At 45.8% G+C, this 18,284-nt stretch carries 14 protein-coding genes; 11 read left to right on the top strand and 3 right to left on the bottom strand.

All coding sequences use genetic code 11. From position 1 onward, the window contains the following. Positions 1–119 precede the first annotated feature (119 nt). The 5 genes from OQJ86_RS16700 to OQJ86_RS16680 all read left to right on the top strand — a co-directional run bounded on the left by OQJ86_RS16700 (position 120) and on the right by OQJ86_RS16680 (position 10,666). The gene (locus OQJ86_RS16700; protein ID WP_265988476.1) at positions 120–2,573 is read left to right on the top strand and encodes a glycogen/starch/alpha-glucan phosphorylase; all 2,454 of its coding nucleotides are present in this window, start codon (positions 120–122) and stop codon (positions 2,571–2,573) included. A 375-nt stretch (positions 2,574–2,948) separates the two neighbouring features. After that, entirely contained in the window at positions 2,949–5,129 is a 2,181-nt protein-coding gene (malQ, locus tag OQJ86_RS16695) for a 4-alpha-glucanotransferase (RefSeq protein ID WP_038868971.1), read from the top strand. A 250-nt stretch (positions 5,130–5,379) separates the two neighbouring features. After that, positions 5,380–7,584, top strand: coding sequence for a 1,4-alpha-glucan branching protein GlgB (glgB, locus tag OQJ86_RS16690; protein ID WP_038868973.1), 2,205 nt, complete (start codon positions 5,380–5,382; stop codon positions 7,582–7,584). Positions 7,585–7,750: 166 nt separating this feature from the next. After that, on the top strand, positions 7,751–8,425 hold the full coding sequence (gene mtgA, locus OQJ86_RS16685) for a monofunctional biosynthetic peptidoglycan transglycosylase (RefSeq protein WP_265988473.1): 675 nt from the start codon (positions 7,751–7,753) through the stop codon (positions 8,423–8,425). Positions 8,426–8,605: 180 nt separating this feature from the next. Then, positions 8,606–10,666, top strand: a complete 2,061-nt coding sequence (locus tag OQJ86_RS16680; RefSeq protein WP_265988471.1) for an alpha-amylase — start codon at positions 8,606–8,608, stop codon at positions 10,664–10,666. Positions 10,667–10,754: 88 nt separating this feature from the next. Here the strand turns inward: OQJ86_RS16680 and OQJ86_RS16675 are convergent, their stop codons facing one another. Next, positions 10,755–11,927 (bottom strand): MFS transporter, encoded by a 1,173-nt coding sequence (locus tag OQJ86_RS16675; RefSeq protein WP_265988469.1) that lies wholly within the window; start codon positions 11,925–11,927, stop codon positions 10,755–10,757. Between the two features lie 192 nt (positions 11,928–12,119). Here OQJ86_RS16675 and OQJ86_RS16670 point away from each other — a divergent pair, with 192 nt between their 5' ends. Beyond that, positions 12,120–12,917, top strand: coding sequence for an AraC family transcriptional regulator (locus OQJ86_RS16670; RefSeq protein ID WP_038868977.1), 798 nt, complete (start codon positions 12,120–12,122; stop codon positions 12,915–12,917). A 129-nt stretch (positions 12,918–13,046) separates the two neighbouring features. Here the strand turns inward: OQJ86_RS16670 and OQJ86_RS16665 are convergent, their stop codons facing one another. After that, positions 13,047–13,763 (bottom strand): DsbA family protein, encoded by a 717-nt coding sequence (locus OQJ86_RS16665; RefSeq protein WP_038881328.1) that lies wholly within the window; start codon positions 13,761–13,763, stop codon positions 13,047–13,049. 97 nt (positions 13,764–13,860) lie between these two features. Then, positions 13,861–14,229: a hypothetical protein gene (locus OQJ86_RS16660; RefSeq protein ID WP_265988467.1), complete on the bottom strand. Its 369-nt coding sequence runs from the start codon at positions 14,227–14,229 to the stop codon at positions 13,861–13,863. Between the two features lie 376 nt (positions 14,230–14,605). Here OQJ86_RS16660 and OQJ86_RS16655 point away from each other — a divergent pair, with 376 nt between their 5' ends. The 5 genes from OQJ86_RS16655 to OQJ86_RS16635 all read left to right on the top strand — a co-directional run bounded on the left by OQJ86_RS16655 (position 14,606) and on the right by OQJ86_RS16635 (position 18,163). Next, complete coding sequence (locus OQJ86_RS16655) at positions 14,606–15,346, top strand: nucleoside recognition domain-containing protein (protein WP_038881332.1); 741 nt, start codon at positions 14,606–14,608, stop codon at positions 15,344–15,346. Then, positions 15,346–15,813 carry a YjiG family protein gene (locus tag OQJ86_RS16650; protein WP_005374849.1) on the top strand — a complete coding sequence of 156 codons (468 nt, stop codon included), beginning with the start codon at positions 15,346–15,348 and terminating at the stop codon, positions 15,811–15,813. Before OQJ86_RS16655 ends, OQJ86_RS16650 begins: the two co-directional genes overlap by 1 nt. Before the next feature lie 9 nt (positions 15,814–15,822). After that, on the top strand, positions 15,823–16,947 hold the full coding sequence (locus OQJ86_RS16645; protein ID WP_265988460.1) for a M20 family metallopeptidase: 1,125 nt from the start codon (positions 15,823–15,825) through the stop codon (positions 16,945–16,947). A gap of 221 nt (positions 16,948–17,168) precedes the next feature. Beyond that, positions 17,169–17,543, top strand: a complete 375-nt coding sequence (locus OQJ86_RS16640; protein WP_009698021.1) for a YkvA family protein — start codon at positions 17,169–17,171, stop codon at positions 17,541–17,543. A 176-nt stretch (positions 17,544–17,719) separates the two neighbouring features. Continuing rightward, positions 17,720–18,163 carry a DUF6795 domain-containing protein gene (locus OQJ86_RS16635; RefSeq protein ID WP_061035292.1) on the top strand — a complete coding sequence of 148 codons (444 nt, stop codon included), beginning with the start codon at positions 17,720–17,722 and terminating at the stop codon, positions 18,161–18,163. The last annotated feature ends 121 nt before the right edge of the window (positions 18,164–18,284 follow it).

Genomic DNA, 18,284 nt, shown 5'->3' with positions numbered 1-18,284 from the left:
CTCCCTCTACGCCCTACCCCCTACTCCCACGAAGGAGGAGAAACAGGAGGATGTTTATTCACAGAGGGAAATGCAGGATGTATGGCAGATGAATTACTAAATGACGTGAGAATTTCTTAATGAAACCAACTCAACAAAAACAATTTGACAAGAAGTCGTTCCAAGAGAGTGTGAAGAAGCATCTATCTGTAACTTATGCACACACGATTGAAAATGCAGATAGCCGTGCATGGTACCTAGCAATGGGTCGCGCTCTGGCTGAATTTACGACTTGTGATTTGCTTGCTACTGAAGCGGACGCTCGCATCCAAGAAGCGAAAAGCGTTAACTACCTTTCACTAGAATTCCTTATCGGTCGTTTAACGGGTAACAACCTAATCAGCATGGGTCTTTACGAAGAGATCACTGAAGCAATGGCTGAACTAGGTCACAACTTAACCGACCTTCTAGAAGAAGAACGCGACCCATCATTGGGTAACGGTGGCCTAGGTCGTCTAGCAGCATGTTTCATGGATTCATGTGCGGCGCAAGAATTCCCTACTGTAGGTTACGGCCTGCACTACGAATACGGTCTATTTAAGCAGTCGTTCAAAGACGGCCGTCAACAAGAAGCACCAGACGCATGGCGCGGTGTAGAAGGTTACCCTTGGGAAGTGGCTCGTCCAGAGCTTGCGCAAGAAATCGGTTTCTACGGTCACGTTGAAGTGGTAAACGAGAACGGTAAAGAAGTTCGTAAATGGGTTCCTGGCATGTCTGTAAAAGCAATGCCTTGGGATCTACCTATCGTAGGTTACGAATCAGACACGGTTTACCCTCTACGTCTTTGGGAATGTCAGGCAATCGCACCATTCTCACTAGCAAGCTTTAACAACGGTGATTACTTCGAAGCTCAGCACGCGCTGATAGACGCAGGTAACATCACTAAAGTGCTTTACCCGAACGATAACCACGAGAAAGGTAAAACACTGCGTCTAATGCAACAGTACTTCCACTCTGCAGCGTCTGTACGCGACATCCTACGTCGCCACGAAGCTGCAGGCTACTCGCTAGCGGATCTACCGAAGCAAGAGACTATCCAGCTTAACGATACGCACCCAACAATTGCTATCCCTGAGCTAATGCGCATCCTAATGGATGAAAAAGGTCTTACTTGGGAAGCGGCTTGGGAAATCAGTTCTAAGACATTTGCGTACACCAACCATACGCTACTTCCTGAAGCACTAGAGACATGGCCAGAGTCGCTAATCCAGCGTCTACTTCCACGTCACATGGAAATCATTTTTGAAATCAACCACCGCTTCCTACAAGAAGTTCGTAAGATGTGGCCTGGTGACGGTGAGAAGCAAGCGAAGCTGTCTATCATCCAAGAAGGTTTCAACCGCATGGTTCGCATGGCAAACCTATGTGTCATCGGTTCTTACGCAGTAAACGGCGTAGCAGCACTTCACTCTGAATTGGTTAAGAAAGACCTATTCCCAGAGTTCCACGAGATGTACCCAACTCGTCTACACAACGTAACGAACGGTATCACGCCTCGTCGTTGGTTGAAGTTCTGTAACCCAGGTCTTTCTAAGCTAATCACTGAGAAAGTAGGTCCGGAATGGCCAGCGAAACTTGAGCAACTAGAAGGTATTGCTAAATACGCAACAGACGCGAAATTCCAAAAAGAATTCATGGCTGTTAAGAAAGAAAACAAACAGCGTCTTGCTGATTGGGTTCTAGATAACATGGGTATCGAGCTAGATACTAACGCTATCTTCGACGTTCAAATCAAGCGTCTACACGAGTACAAGCGTCAGCACCTAGATCTGCTACACATTCTGTCTCTATACCACCGTATCCTGAACGAACCAGGTTTCGAGTGTGAGCCACGTGTATGTTTCTTCGCAGCAAAAGCAGCACCGGGTTACCACCTAGCGAAAGAAATTATGTTCGCAGTGAACAAGGTCGCAGAGAAGATCAACAACGATCCACGCATCGGTAACAAACTGAAAGTGGTATTCATCCCTGACTACCGCGTGAGCATGGCTGAGATCATCATCCCTGCGGCAGACGTTTCACAACAAATCTCGCTAGCGGGTAAAGAAGCATCTGGTACAGGTAACATGAAGATGGCTCTTAACGGTGCCCTAACTATCGGTACGATGGATGGTGCTAACGTTGAGATTCGTGAAGAAGTGGGCGACGAGAACATCTACATCTTCGGTCTTGATGTTGAAGGCGTGAAAGCGGTGAAAGCAGCTGGCTACAACCCTTACGATTACTACAATGCTGACCACTTACTGAAAGCGTCTCTAGACCTACTAACAGGCGAAGAGTTTACGCCAGGTCAACCAGGTCTGTTGCGCGCGACATTTGATAGCCTACTAGATGGCGGTGACCCATACCTATGTCTTGCTGACTTTGCATCTTATGTTAAAGCGCATGAAGACATGGGCAAACAATACAAAGACCAAGCGGGTTGGGCTAAGAAAGCCATTCTTAACACCGCCCTAGTTGGTAAGTTCACATCAGACCGCTCTATCCGCGACTACGTGAACAACATCTGGAAACTTGAGACGGTAAAACGCTAATAGTGATACCCAAGTAACCCCAGGATGCTTTGTTCAGCGAGATTGACTTGGTTTTCAGGCAAGGCAACGATTTGAAGATATAGTGGTTCTATATCAAAAATTGTTAACGAAGCATGTAAGACAAGGCAACTCGCCCTCTGGGAGCGTGTCATTGACCCGATTTCGGTGTCAAACAACTTGGAAAGAGGCTGCTATTCCGCGGCGTTGCTTTCCTTGAACTCGAATCAATGACAACGCTCTGAACTGTGCATCTTGAGGTCACTTGGGTATAAGACCAAGGTAGCCGAGTGCTACCTTTGGTCATTTTCAAAGATAAATTATTGATAACAATAAAACCCTACATGGAAGGTGTTGGTATTACCTTCGGAGAAAGCGATGAAAGAACAAACAGCATTAAAGAAAGTCGCAGACATGGCGCGATTAGCAGATAGCTACGTCAGCGCGTGGGGAGACGAGGCAAAAGTTTCTGAAGAAACACTGCGCCGCTTGCTCACTTCACTTGGCTACGATACTAGCAGCGATGAGAAGCTATTGGCTTCAGCTGAGAAAAAACATAAGAAAGACGTACTAGCCCCTGTTCTTGTTTTACGCGACGGCGAACCAGTCGAAGTGGAACTAAACCTAGGTACGAGTGCTCGCGAGAGTGAATTTAGCTGGCGTTTAGAAACAGAACAAGGAGAGGTACTTGAAGGCTATCTTCAGTCGCAAATTGTTCGTGATGAACGAGCTGAGGGTGGCCCTCTAGTGTTTGCATTGCCAAAGAACTTGGCATGGGGTTACCACAAACTGATCATCAGCCGTAAGCGTCGCAAAACGCCTTACGAAATGTCACTGATCATCACACCTAAAGCGTGTTTCAAGCAAGAAGATCTAAACCAACACAAAAAGCTATGGGGCCCAAGCATCCAGCTTTACACACTGCGTACTCAGCATAACTGGGGTATCGGTGATTTTGGCGATCTAAAGCAACTGGTGAGTGATATCGCATCTCGTGGCGGTGACTTCATTGGTTTGAACCCGATTCATTCATTGTTCCCTGCGAACCCAGAAGGTGCGAGCCCGTACAGCCCGTCTTCTCGTCGTTGGCTGAACATCATGTACATCGACGTAAGCTCTGTACCTGAATTCGCGTTAAGTGCAGAAGCACAGCAACGTGTTGGCAGCGCAGAGTTCCAACAACGTCTGCAAAAAGCGCGTGAATCACATTGGGTGAATTACACCGAAGTGTCTGAGCTGAAGATGAGCGTGTTACCGCTACTATTTAGTGAGTTCAAAGCGCGTCACTTAGACAAGAACACTGACCGTGCTCGTGCATTCCTAGAGTTTGTAGAGCTTGGCGGTGACAGCCTACTTCACCAAACGGCATTTGATGCTTTGCATGGTGAATTGCACGCGGAAGATTCAAGCGTGTGGGGTTGGCCTGTATTCCCTGAGAAATACCGTACATTTGACTCGGCGGCGACTCAGAAGTACATCAAAGATAATCAAGAGCGTGTTCACCTGTACATGTACCTACAGTGGATCGCTGACGATCAAATCAAAGAAGCTCAAGCACTGGCTGAAGAAAAAGGTATGACCGTTGGTCTTTACCGAGATCTCGCTGTAGGCGTTGCGGATTCAGGTAGTGAAACGTGGGCTGATGAAGGCAACCTAGTTCTAGATGCAAGTATCGGCGCGCCGCCAGATATTCTTGGTCCTCTAGGTCAAAACTGGGGTCTACCACCGCTAAACCCACAAGTGCTAGAAGCAACTGGTTACGATGCGTACATCAAGCTATTACGTGCCAACATGAAGCACTGTGGTGCACTGCGTATTGACCACGTTCTTGGTCTACTTCGTCTATGGTGGATTCCAAAAGGCGAAAAGGCGACTGAAGGTGCTTACCTTTACTACCCAGTTGAAGACATGCTGGCAATCCTAGCTCTTGAATCTCACCGTCATCAGTGTTCAGTTATCGGTGAAGACTTGGGTACCGTGCCAGATGAAATTGTCGATATCCTACGTGACGCAGGCGTTCACTCATACAAAGTGTTCTTCTTCGAAACATCAAAAGACGATGGCGGCTTCATTTCTCCGAAGCATTACGCTGAACAGTCGATGTCGGCATTGTGTACACACGACATGCCAACCCTCCGTGGTTTCTGGCATTGCGATGACTTAAAGATGGGGCGTGAGATTGGTCTTTACCCAGACGAGCAACAATTAGAAGGTCTATTTGAGGATCGTTTGAAGTGTAAACAAGGCATTCTAGACAGTGTTCGTTGGCACGGTTACTTGCCAGAAGGTATTGGCCATGATGCTCAATACGTTCCAATGGACACGTACTTGAGTGAAGCGCTTCAATTGCACGTTGCTGCGGGTGATTCTGCATTACTGAGTGTTCAGCTTGAAGACTGGTTAGAGATGGATCAACCAGTTAACATTCCTGGCACGGTAGATGAGTATCCAAACTGGCGTCGTAAGCTGTCGATGAACCTTGATGAAATCTTTAGCCGCGAAGAAGTAAACCGCATTTCGAAACGTCTCACTGAAGTGCGTGCGAAAGTAGGCAAATAATGAGTATTGAGTGATGTAGGAAATCGTGAATTTAATTGCGTAGAGGTACGAAAGTACAGCCTAGGTCACTCATTAAATCGGTACGATCCGTTAGGATGGAGTACCGTTATTATGCCCGCAACAATAGCGGGCATTTTTGTTTTTTGATGCCACTTTATTCATTGAATGGATAAAGTGAGCGGTTTTATATTTTTGTGAATTCGCAACGTTTGGCTGAGGAAATCCGATATTCAAAAACCACTAGGAGAATATCGGTGCTAGGGAGAAAGATTTGAAAACTAAGGTAAAGAAAAACCACAAACGCGCATACGAACTATTGGCTGAGGCGGCTTACTCAGACCCGTTTGCTACACTGGGTCCTTTTGCGAATGATGAAGAAGGTTCATTAAGAGTCTGGATGCCAGGTGCAGACAAAGTTGAACTGGTTGTCGAAGGCGAGCCACGTGTGGAATTAAAGCGCGATGGTGACAGCATTTTTGTCCTAGAAGAAGTGCGCGATTTGCACTTAACACACTACCAATTAGCGGTGAATTGGGATGGTGTTGAACAGCTTGTCGACGACCCTTACCAATATCACAATATTTATCAAGAATATGAGCACCTGCATACGCCAAAAGACATGTACCACTACATGGGCTCACATTTCGTGACGATGGAGCGAGATGGTAAAAATATCTCGGGCGTTCGATTCCTTGTTTACGCACCTCATGCATCCGCCATTAGCCTAGTTGGCAGTTTCAACCAGTGGGATGGCCGCCGTCATCCGATGCAACGCCTTGATTACGGCATTTGGGGCTTGTTCATTCCTGATTTGGAAGAGGGCGTACAATACAAATTTGAGCTCAAAGGACCAAATGGGGAAGGGCTTCCTCACAAACAAGACCCTTGGGGTTTCTTCTCAGAGCAATACCCGTCTTTCGCATCGATTACGTACGATCATAATCGTTACCAATGGCAAGACACCAAATGGCAAAACCGAACGGTCACGCAAAAACGTGATGAGGCTTTATCCTTCTACGAACTCCATGCTGGTTCTTGGAAGCGCAATGCGGACGGTGATTTCCTAAATTATCGTGAGCTGGCGACTGAGTTGGTTCCATACTTAGTCGACATGGGATATACCCACGTCGAACTCATGCCAGTGTCTGAACATCCGTTCTTTGGTTCATGGGGTTATCAGCCAGTTGGCCTATTTGCCCCAACCAGTCGTTACGGCTCACCTGACGATTTCAAATTCTTCGTCGATGCGTGTCACCAAGCTGGCTTGGGCGTGGTACTGGATTGGGTGCCTGCTCACTTCCCGTCGGACGATCATGGCTTAGCGAACTTCGACGGTACGCCACTGTTCCACGATCCAGATCCTCGTCGTGGTTGGCACCAAGATTGGAACTCATACATTTACGATTTAGGTCGTGAACATGTTCGTCGCTTCCTTGTGTCTAACGCACTGTACTGGTTCGAGCAATTCCATATTGATGGTATTCGTGTTGATGCTGTCGCTTCAATGCTCTACCTAGACTACTCACGCAGCCACGATCAGTGGATCCCGAACGTCGACGGTGGTAATGAGAACTACGATGCGATCGCAACCTTGAAGTGGATGAACGAAGAGGTGTACAAGCACTTCCCGAATGCGATGACGATTGCAGAAGAATCGACCGCATTCCCGGGTGTGTCTGCTCCGACGTTTATGGGCGGTTTAGGCTTTGGCTTTAAGTGGAACATGGGCTGGATGCACGACAGTCTATCTTACATTCAAGAAGATCCTGTTCACCGCAAATACCACCACAATACCATCACATTCCCGCTTGTTTATGCACATAGTGAGAACTACGTATTGTCGCTATCTCATGATGAAGTGGTGTACGGCAAAGGTTCTATTCACAACAAGATGCCGGGTGATGAGTGGCAGCAAACTGCAAACCTACGTGCGTACTACGGCTACATGTATGCGCAGCCAGGTAAGAAACTCAACTTCATGGGCGCTGAGTTAGGCCAGACGGCTGAATGGAACCACGACGATCAGTTGCAATGGTTCTTACTTGAGTTTGGTCGCCACCAAGGTGTACAAGCGCTGATTCGTGACTTAAACCACTTATACCGAAACGAAGCGGCGATGCACGACCAAGATTGCGTGCCTGCTGGTTTTGAATGGCGTCTGCAAGATGAAGCTGATTCCAGCATTTTGGCGCACGAGCGTATCAGCCAAAAAGGCGAGCGTGTATTGGTGATCAGTAACTTCACTCCAGTTCCGCATGAGCGTTTCCGTTTGGGTGTTCCAATGGAAGGCAAATATGAGCTTCTGTTGAATACTGATGATGTGAAATACGATGGCAGCGATTTTGAAGTGCTGGCCAGCGTAGAAACAGAAGAAGTAGAAAGCGAGTCGCTACCTCAGTCTCTTGAGCTGCGTTTACCGCCACTATCAACCGTATTCTACAAATTGGCAAAGTAAGTTGAGTTCGTAAAACAAACTTAACTAGCCAAAATACATAATTATTACCAAGCCCGCTTTACAATGTAAATCGGGCTTTTTTTGACCGTTTTTTCACTAACGGTAAACAGACTCCATACTCTATACTTGCACCATATTGTTTTATGAAATCAGGCTAGGTCGGACTTTGAGAAAGATTAAATCCCTTCTGTTCAATATCTTATTGGTGCTTTTGCTTTTACCAGTGATACTCGTTGGCATAGTGAAATACGTCGATCCACCAATTTGGGGATGGAAGATCAGCCGCATGATTTCTCCTCCAGAGGGATTTCCTGAAGAGAGTCAGAATGAGTGGGTGCCTTTGAACGATATTTCTAAGCACATTCAATTGGCCGTGATCGCGACAGAAGATCAAACGTTCCCGACCCATTACGGTGTGGATTTCGATTCTTTATTTAAAGTGATTTCTCAAGCCGGAGAAAATGGCCCTTCGCGTGGTGCGAGCACGATTACGCAACAAACCGCGAAGAATGTGTTTCTCTTTCCTTCACACTCTTATGTGCGCAAAGCGTATGAACTTTATTTTGCTCTGCTGATGGAAGCGATGTGGAGTAAAGAACGCATTCTCGAAGTGTATTTGAATGTGGTGGAATTTGGCCCAGGTATTTATGGCGCGGAAGCCGCTGCGCAAAACTACTTTGGTATTCCTGCTAAACAACTTTCAACACGCCAAGCAGCAAGGCTTGCAGTGGTGTTACCAAATCCGTATCGCATCAAAGTCTATCCTCAGACTTCTTACACCATCAGCCGCGTCAATTGGGCGATGAGACAAATGCGCAACCTTGGTAGCGTTCAGCTTTAAACTCCCTTTTATCCTGCTCATAAATAGAACTACGCCCCAATAAAAGCAAAATGTGAAGCGTCACAAGCTTTAGGGCGTAGCTTTTCAGAATGATGTGCTCAGTTTTTCATCCATTTACTATTAGTGTGAATAAAACTACAACACGAATACTGCGCCTATGCGCAACCAATGGACTGAACGATGAAACTGAATCTGATTACGACTACCTTATTGCTTGCATCGGCAAGTGCCATCGCCGAGCCAAACATCACCATTTCTACCACGACCAACAGCCGTGACTTTCCTTTAAGTGCAGAGCAGCCTTTGGTTGTGCCATTAACCAAAGATGGCTATACGCTCACAATCACTGGCGTTGAAGGCGACTGTGTGGCGCCTCATGGTCAGAAGGTTAAATTCAACAAACCTATCGCGCTGAACTGTGGACAGCCAACAGAACTGCCGTTAAAAATCCGCTTTACCGGCGACTACTCTTTCGCTTTTGATGCGGAAGCGAAAACACTGCGTTTTAAGCGTGAACCAAAGAAATCTGCTAACACTGAGTTCAAACGCCCAATCCCACAAGTGCAATGTGAGGTTTACCAAGGCGGCGAAGTCACCATCGCGTTAGGTGACAGTTTCCCAGATGGCACCAAGTTGCGTGATGCTTACTCTGGGCAAATGGTCGAAGTAAAAGATCAGCAAGTATCGCTGACGCCAAGCAAAGATTCAGGCGGGTTGGTGCTACTAGAGCCAGTGAAGAAAACCAAAGAAGCAGTACCGTTTGATTATCGCAATGCCAACATTTACTTCGTGATGGTCGACCGTTTCAATAATGCCGATACGAGCAATGACAACAGCTATGGGCGCAAGAAAGACGGCAAAGAAGAGATTGGTACCTTCCACGGCGGTGACCTAAAAGGCGTGATTGAAAAGCTAGATTACATTAAGAGCCTAGGAACAGATGCGATTTGGTTATCGCCAATCGTTGAGCAAGTACATGGTTTTGTGGGTGGTGGCGATAGCGGTTCATTCCCGTTTTACGCTTACCACGGCTATTGGACACGTGACTTTACCAAGATTGATGAAAACTTCGGTAACGAAGCTGATCTTAAAAAGTTGGTGGAAGAGGCACACAAACGTGGCCTTAAAGTCTTGATGGACGCAGTAATCAACCACACCGGTTACTCAACGTTAGCCGATTTGCAATTTGACGGTATTGAGGTGTTAAAACCAAACGCTGATTTACCGAAGAAGTGGGGCGACTGGCAACCAAAAGCGGGTGAAAATTGGCATAGCTACCACCAGAATATTGATTACCAGAGTCCAAACTGGGCGAAATGGTGGGGCGGTGATTGGGTAAGAACAGGTCTACCGGGATACCCTGCACCGGGCAGCAGTGATATCACTATGTCTTTGGCGGGTTTGCCTGACTTTATCACCGAATCAGACAACGCCGTGAAGCCAGCGCAGTGGCTCTTGGATAACCCTGGTACTCGCGTTGAGGCGCGTGATAATTACACCGTCTCGGATTACCTAATTGAGTGGCAAACTGATTGGGTGAAACGCTTTGGTATTGATGGTTACCGTGTTGATACGGTGAAGCACGTTGAAGGTGATGTGTGGAAACACTTGAAAGAAGAGGCTTCAAGCAGTCTTGAGCAGTGGCGTAAAGAGAACGGTAAGTCAGGTCAGCCATTCTGGATGATGGGTGAAGTATGGGGGCATACCGCTTATCGCAGCCCTTACTTTGACGATGGCTTTGACGCCTTGATTAACTTCGACATGCAGAAGAAGTTAGACAAAGGCGCAGCGTGTTTTAGCCAAATGGCAGACACCTACCAAAGCTATGCGAACACAATCAATACTGAGAAAGATTTCAATCCGGTGAGCTACATGTCTTCTCACGATACCGAACTGTTCTTCTCTCGTTTCAAAGATTATGGCATGCAGCGTAATGCCGCGAATGCACTGCTTCTTAGCCCAAGTGCTGTTCAGGTTTATTACGGTGACGAAGTGGGTCGTAACATTGGTCCTTACGCAGACGATTTCCATCAAGGCACACGCTCTGACATGGTATGGAAACTGTCAGATGAGAAGCAAGCATTGCTAAAACATTGGCAAACACTTGGTCAGTTCCGTAAAGCGCACCCAGCGATTGGTGCGGGTCAGCATCAAGTGATTGAACAAGAAGGCGCGTACGTGTTCTCTCGTTCGCTTGGCAATGACAAAGTCGTTGTGGCGTTTGTTGGTCGTGAGAAATAAACGACACTACGGCATCAGCCCCTTCTCACTTGAATGTGGGAAGGGGCTGCGTGAGTGCTAACAGGTTTTTCTTCCTAGATAGTCGTATTTAAAACTCAATCTCAGAGGTTTTGAAAGTAATCAGTCCAACAAGATATTTGATGATGGATATGACACAAGCAATGCCAGCACAGCCGATTAAAGTCATCGCCAAATCACCAAACTCAGCGGCTCTGTGAAGGCCAAATCCGATGACCAGATAATAGAACAAGCCTAATAGTGCTCCTGCACTCCCTAAGTGATCGCGATAGTGAGTTAACGCGCCGCTTAAGAGGTTTGGAATAGCCAGTCCAAATGATAGGGAAACCAATACCACAGGGATGAAAAACCAAACTGACTCTTGCATGATGAATACACCAAATCCGCCAATCAAAAGTAGCCACGATGCAAACATCACAATCTTTTCGTGACTTAAATGCATGCGTATTAACTTCATATTGATGACAGAACCTAATACAGAACCCAGTGCGAGTATGAACCCTGTATTGCCGAAAAAGTTAACGCTTGCACCCAGTTTTTCAAACATAAATGGTGCGATGCTGTAATAAGAAAACAGCGCAATGTTAAACAACCCTACCATGAGTGTGATGTACCAGATGTGCGCATCGGTCAGCATCTTTATACCGACGGATAACAGGCTATCTTTTTTGGTGTGTGTTGGCTTTGTCTCCGGCAATTTGAACAACGACCAAACCAACAGTGCAATGATGAACACGACCATGGCGATGAAAACCCATTGGTATCCGCCGAATGATGTTAGCCAACTGCCAGCCAACATTCCGATCACAGGGCTAATGCCGATCGATGTTCCAACAATCGAAAAAACGTGGCTGAGCTCTTTACCATGATAGCCATCACGAATGATGGTTTGCGTGCAGACAGAACCAACCGCCGCTCCAAAAGCGCAGCAACCAAAACCGGTTAGCAGCAAATTGAATGTTGGTGCGAGCATGGTAAAAATGGCTGCAATAATAAAGACGATAAGCCCTAGTATCGTTGATACTCTTCGACCTATGACGTCACACATTCTCCCCCAAAAAACCACACCAAACGCAAAAGCGACAAAGAAAATGGACATCGCTTGTGCGGCTTCATTGCTACTGACGCCAAACGTACTTTTCACGGAAGTCAGTGCAGGGCTATACATTGTCTCGATGATCTGTGGAAACATTAAGAGCACAACAGCCAACGGAATGGACACTTTTTCTATTAATTTATTCATTGTTAAGTTCTCAAAAATACCTCTATTGCTGAGCGTCGTTTGAACATTTAGTTTGATGTTGAGTGAACGACATTCGATTACGTGTTTCACGTTTCTTGGTTTACGTGATGCAGCAAAGTATATCTGTGCCATGCTTTGGGTTTATAATGAGAATCAAACATAAAATATCGAAATAAGGACAGGTTGATTTCAATGGCATTACTTTCGAAAGGTGATCATTTTTGTGCTGATGAACACAATGGATTGGTCATTGGCGTCGCTGTCGAGGTATCGGATCATGATTCAGGTATTCATTTCCATGCGAAAGACCAGTTACTTTCATCACAACATGGTTGCATGACGATAACGCTTGAGGACGTCAAGTATGTGTTGCCACCTATGAGAGCAGCATGGATTCCTAAAGGGGTATCACACAACGCTCAGTCTACGAATGTGGCACAATACCGTTCTCTCTATTTTGACCCGTCATTGACAGAGCGTTTGCCGCGGAAGATTCGAATTTTCGATGTGACGCCTCTGATGAGAATCTTGATCGAAAGGATGTCTTTCTGGCCATTTGATAAACCTGAAAGTGAACAGGTCAATACCCTGAATTTATTTATAGAAGAGCTTAACGATTCTGAAGATGTCTATTTACAATTGCCGTTACCCAAAGATTATCGATTACAGTCGTGGATCGCGAAAATCGATGATGAAGCGTTTACAGCGCCTTCTTTGGCTAAGTTAAGCCAATGGGTTGGGGCGAGTGAAAAGACGATAACGAGGATCTTTAATCGTGAGACGGGGATGCCGTACCAAAGTTGGCGTCAGCAATGGCGTCTGCTGGGGGCGATTGAGCTGTTATCCAGTGGCATGAGGCTATCGGATGTTGCGCATCGGTTGGAGTTTTCAAGTGACAGCGCATTCATTTACTTTTTCCGCCAAAAGACGGGGACCACGCCAATGAGTTACTTAAACAATGAGCCAAGTTTTGGGAGCCAACTCAAATAGTCGTCCAATTGCTATTTAGCCTCGTGCTCTTATGATAAAGAAAAGCCCTTCCTTGACGACTCAGGGAAGGGCTTTGTTATTTTCGATTCTTACTTAGCTACTTCAATAGCTATCGGTATCAATCGCTATTTATTTCTTTAGCTCTTGGTCGATGACTTTCTCAAGCTCTTCGAAAGGTACATAACCCGGAATGACTTGGTCATTAATGATGATTGCTGGTGTGCCACGTAGACCTAGGCGAGTGAAGTACTCGTAGTTCTTATCCAACAGCGCTTTGGTCTCTTTGTCGTCAACAAGCTGTGCTTCGGTGCCTGTTTTCTTAGCGATTTTTTGCAGCGAACTTGCATCGTGTGGTCCCGGTTTTTTCACCAATAAGTCATGTACTTGCTTGTATTTGTCATGTTGGTTTTGCCATACGTTCAATGCGTAGCTTGCTGAGTTGTAACCGTTCTTCTCGTACTGTTCTTTGAACGATACCGTCATGTTCAGTACTTTTATTTGCGGGTATGCTTTCTCTACCTTCACCAACTCGCCTTCAAGACGCTTACAGAAAGGACAGCTGTAATCAGTCACATTGATGATAGTCAGTTCTGGATTCTCCGCCCCGAAATACGAGTGCTTGCCATCGTTCAAGTAAGTGCGCACTTCTTCAAGCGTAGAGCTGAATGATTTTTGGTAGGCGACGTACTCTTGTAAGTTTTGATGCAAAGAGTCGAGGACTTGCGGGTTCTCTTGCAGTATCTGCGTAATGTCATCCAGTTTCTCTTGAGTGGTTTTTTCTGCTGCTTGTGAAAACATTGGCACTACCGTAAGTGCTACCGTTAAAAGGGTACGTGTGAATTTCATGATCTTTCCTAAAACTATCGGTCTTCACTGTTTTGTTAGTGAAGTGGTTAAAAATAAAACAATTAATTTGGGGGCAATAGGCCCTAACAATCGGGTTTTATTCTCTAAACACACACAGTTTTAGGTGCACCCGAACTTTTTCGGGTATCGGCTCAGTATGAAGACGGAAAGCGTTACGTTCACCACCACAGATAGAGAGTAAGATCAACGTAAACAGAAATAAGGGAACAATGAAGCTATCCAGATGGTTTTGTGAAACCTGAATCAATTTTTCAGACAGTTCACACTGTTTCGTTAGGCCTTTTTCGCTCTTTTGTTGTTGCGCAGTAGCGTGTTCAGCCGTGACTTGATCCGCTATGAGAGGGCAAGATTGATAGAGGCCTGCATTTTTACTTAAACAGATCACGATTACCCAAGCTACGAGGGCAAGTGTCCAGCGAGCGATGTTAGATTGTGATCGAAGCAAAAGGCAAATCCTAGGTGAAACTCTATATATGACCGCACAACCCTAAATTAAATTTCATTGGGCTTTTGTTAGTTTTTGGTCAGAAAACACCAAATAAGCAACAAAACATGAAGCACGTCGAAGGTGTGGTTAAATACAATTTTGCTCAAAAGTTAAACATACTTTGTTAAACGTTTGATTCGTACGGATGTTAGATAAATCTACCTTATCTTGGTCATAAATATTTATTATCTTTTAAATGTGATTCAAATCATAAAATAAAACTTCATAACTGAGTGAGATGATTGTTCGGCAAACGGATTGATTTTGATCATCTCTCTAGCACATTATTCAAGGGATCATCTATGTGTTCTGTTCCACATATATAGGTGAATTTATGACAAGCCCTGTTCATGCTGAACGCAAGGTAACGATTGGGTGTTACATCGCACTCGCGTTTGCGGTTGTGTTCTTCTCTGGTTTAATGCAATCCAACGAATGGTATGGTGTATTCGACTTTACCACTCTTAATGGCTCTTTCGGTAAAGTGGCTTACGGCGTAACGGAAGGTGCGGATGGCGCGGTACAAGCTGCGACTACATCTTTCCGCGGTACTGGCGGTAGCGGTGCTCGTGACGGTTTCATTTTTGCTCTTACTTTGATTCCAACCGTTATGTTCGCATTAGGTATGATCAACGTACTTGAGCACTACGGTGCACTTGAAGCAGCTCGTAAGCTTCTTACTCCTCTTCTACGTCCTCTTATGGGCATCCCTGGTAACTCTGGTTTGGCTCTGATTGCTTCTCTACAAAGTACTGATGCAGGTGCAGCAATGACGCGTCAGCTAAAAGACGAAGGTCACCTAACTAAGCGTGAAACGGACGTATTTACGATGTTCCAGTTCACTGCGGGTGCAACTATCGTGAACTTCTTCTCATCAGGTGCGGTATTGTTCACTCTGACGATGGCTGACGGTTCTCTAGCGGTAACGTCTTCAATTGGCTTGGCGGTTGTGGTGATGTTCGCATTCAAGATCGTTGGCGCGAACCTGTTCCGTATCTATCTGAACATGACTGAAGGTAAAGAAGATAAGCAAGACCAAAACAAATCTGAGAACCTAAAAGAGGAGACGGCATAATGGGTGACGTTAAAGCGAAAAAACCAATGGTGACGGATATCTTCGTCGAAGGTGCTAAGAAAGGTTGGGTGATTGCGACTACCTCTACGGTTCCTAACGTATTGATGGCGTTCGTTATCATCAAAGCGCTGCAAATCACTGGCGCGTTGGATCTGATGGGCACTGTGTTTTCTCCAATCATGGCGGTGTTTGGCCTTCCTGGTGAAGCTGCAGCGGTATTGATCGGTGCTTGGATGTCGATGGGCGGTGCAGTGGGTGTGGTTATCACGCTGTTTGACCAAGGTATCCTTAACGGCACGCACATTGCGATTCTAGCGCCTGCTATCTACCTTATGGGTTCTCAAGTTCAGTACATGGGTCGTATCATGGGCCCTATCGGTACTGAAGGTCGTTACATCCCAGTTATGATTGCAATCTCAGTATTGAACGCGTTTGGTGCAATGCTGGTGATGAATCTGTTTGTCTAGGAGTGAGTCATGCAATTCTCTCTAAATGAATATCTAGAAGAGCTACGTCCGCTAATCAATGTGGATTGTGGCACTTACACCACTGATGGTATCGAGTTCATCGCTTCTCAATTTGAAGAGAAGTACCAAGCGATGTCAGGTTGGAGCGTAAAACGCATCGACTGTGGCAGAGCCGGTGTTGGTCTTGAAGTTCGAAATAAGCCGGAAGCTGAGCAAATCGACGTGATGTTGATTGGTCACATGGATACCGTGTTCCCTGTGGGTACCGCTGAGCTTCGCCCAATGTCTCAAGATGCAGAGAAAGCTTACGGTCCGGGCGTCTCGGACATGAAATCTGGTTTGCTGAACATCGTATACGCGATGCGCAACCTAGACCAAGCGGTGTTGGATAAGTTGTCTATCGTTATCTGCATGAACCCAGATGAAGAAACGGGATCTCTGGACTCTGTGGATTGGATTCAATCAGTAGCGAAAAACGCTAAGAATGTACTGGTTGCAGAAGCAGCACGTGCAGACGGCGGTTTAGTGAAAGCGCGTAAAGGCATGGCTCGCTACAAAATGACCTTTAATGGCGTTGCTGCTCACGCAGGTAACGAGCCAGAAAACGGTTGCAGCGCAATCACTGAGATGGCGAACTGGATCTTGGCAGTCAATGCAATGACCAACTTTGAATCTGGTACCACGTTGAACGTCGGTATTGTCTCCGGTGGTAACGGTGCGAACATTGTCCCTGAACATGCTGAAGCGATTGTGGATGTGCGTTTCTGGAGCAACGAAGAATACGATGATGTTGATAGCAAGCTAAACGGTATGCTGGAAACACCATTCGTTGATGGCGTGAGCATCGAGCTGGTTCGTGAAGCTTATAAGCCTTCGATGGTGCCAAGCCCACAAACAGAAAGCCTGATGATGCTAGTTGAAGAAGCGGCAAGTGAACTGGCGATCGACATCAACTGGAAAGAAGTAGGTGGTGGCTCTGATGCAAACAACACGGCAATTCTTGGCGTTCCAACTTTGGATGGTCTAGGGCCTATCGGTGCAGGCTTCCACAGTGATCAAGAGTACTTGTTGCTTGAGTCTATTGAACCACGTATCAAAATGCTGATGCGTGTCCTAGAGAAGATTGCTCAATAAGGCATTCTGCTTCTAAAGCTTGCTTCCCAAAGCTGTTGGTTTCAAAACCATTTGGTTTCCAAGACTTTTTGTTTCCAACGCAATAATCCCCGGACTTCGGTTTGGGGATTTTTTATCTAGCTAGTTGGCTTCCTTTCTTCATTATCAATACTTGCCATTAATCCTACGTTCAGGTTTATCGCCTTAATATCTATGCCACAGTCATAAATTTAGGAGGCACGATGACCACAAGCATGTCTGTAAATTCGGCGTCCGATGACGTTTTAGACCAAACGATGCAAGCGCCAGATGAGAAAACCTTTTGGCGCAAAATGAAAAACTCTGTCAAGAAAGCAGGTGAAGAGATTGCTGTTATGGGTATCAAATCATGGCTCGCGATGGCAGATTCCAACACCTCTGTTCGCCACAAAGCTATCCTAGGTGGCGCATTAGCTTACTTCGTTCTCCCCACTGATATGGTGCCCGACGTACTAGCAGGCGTAGGCTTTACCGATGACATGGCAGCACTTACCCTAGCCGCGAACTCGGTCGGCAATGCCATTACCGACGAGCATGAAGAACAAGCGAGAGAAAAGCTGAGTTCGATGACGGAGTAGGAGGAAAAGTGCCCATCAAACATGGTCTATGTTTGGGCTAACTCAAACGAGAAATTGTTATTTTTAATATTTACTCAAAGTACACGAGCTCGTCGCAATGCACTTTACAGTGGTAGATTTGATCTATTGGAAAGGGTACTTTTGGATTTAAGTTTTTAGCTAAAGAGAAGCCTTCCATGTACAGGTATACGCCAGATATCCGCGGAATGCTAACTTTGAAAGGAAAACCGTTGTCATCTCAATTAGTGGTCCTTCGAGTTGGTGTTCGTGGAACCATACATGAGTTTCAAATTCTTACTGATGCCAGCGGAGCGTTTGCTTTTCCTGCACTTGAAGAGCACAAGTCACAAGGCGTGTTAAACCTAGATCAGAAGTTCGTGCTCGTTTTCCTGAAAACTCATCTAGCAAATGGAGAAGAGGTGACGATATGGGAATCTTCAATTGATGGTTATGAGACTTATGAGTTTGCTAGCGAAAATATGGGAAATTTGAATTGTGAAGTAACCAATGAAGTTTACTACTTCGCTTTTTCTTATTCTGGAACTGGTGAAGATGATACTTATGTATACAGTCAGTGCAAGTTAACTGGTTATGTAGACTCTGGAATATACGAAGAATAAAAATGAACTTATTTATCATTTCGTTGAGCTTCGACAGCTAAAACAAAATGTATGGTCCGCCCCGTTATTGCAACTACAATTTAGTAATAACGGAGTTGGTTTGCGCTAATGTATTCGGAGT

The organism is Vibrio sp. Sgm 5 (genome assembly GCF_026241575.1).
Lineage (GTDB): Bacteria > Pseudomonadota > Gammaproteobacteria > Enterobacterales > Vibrionaceae > Vibrio > Vibrio jasicida.
The sequence above is the reverse complement of the archived record's forward strand: the minus strand, read 5'-3'. Positions and strand labels throughout refer to the sequence as shown.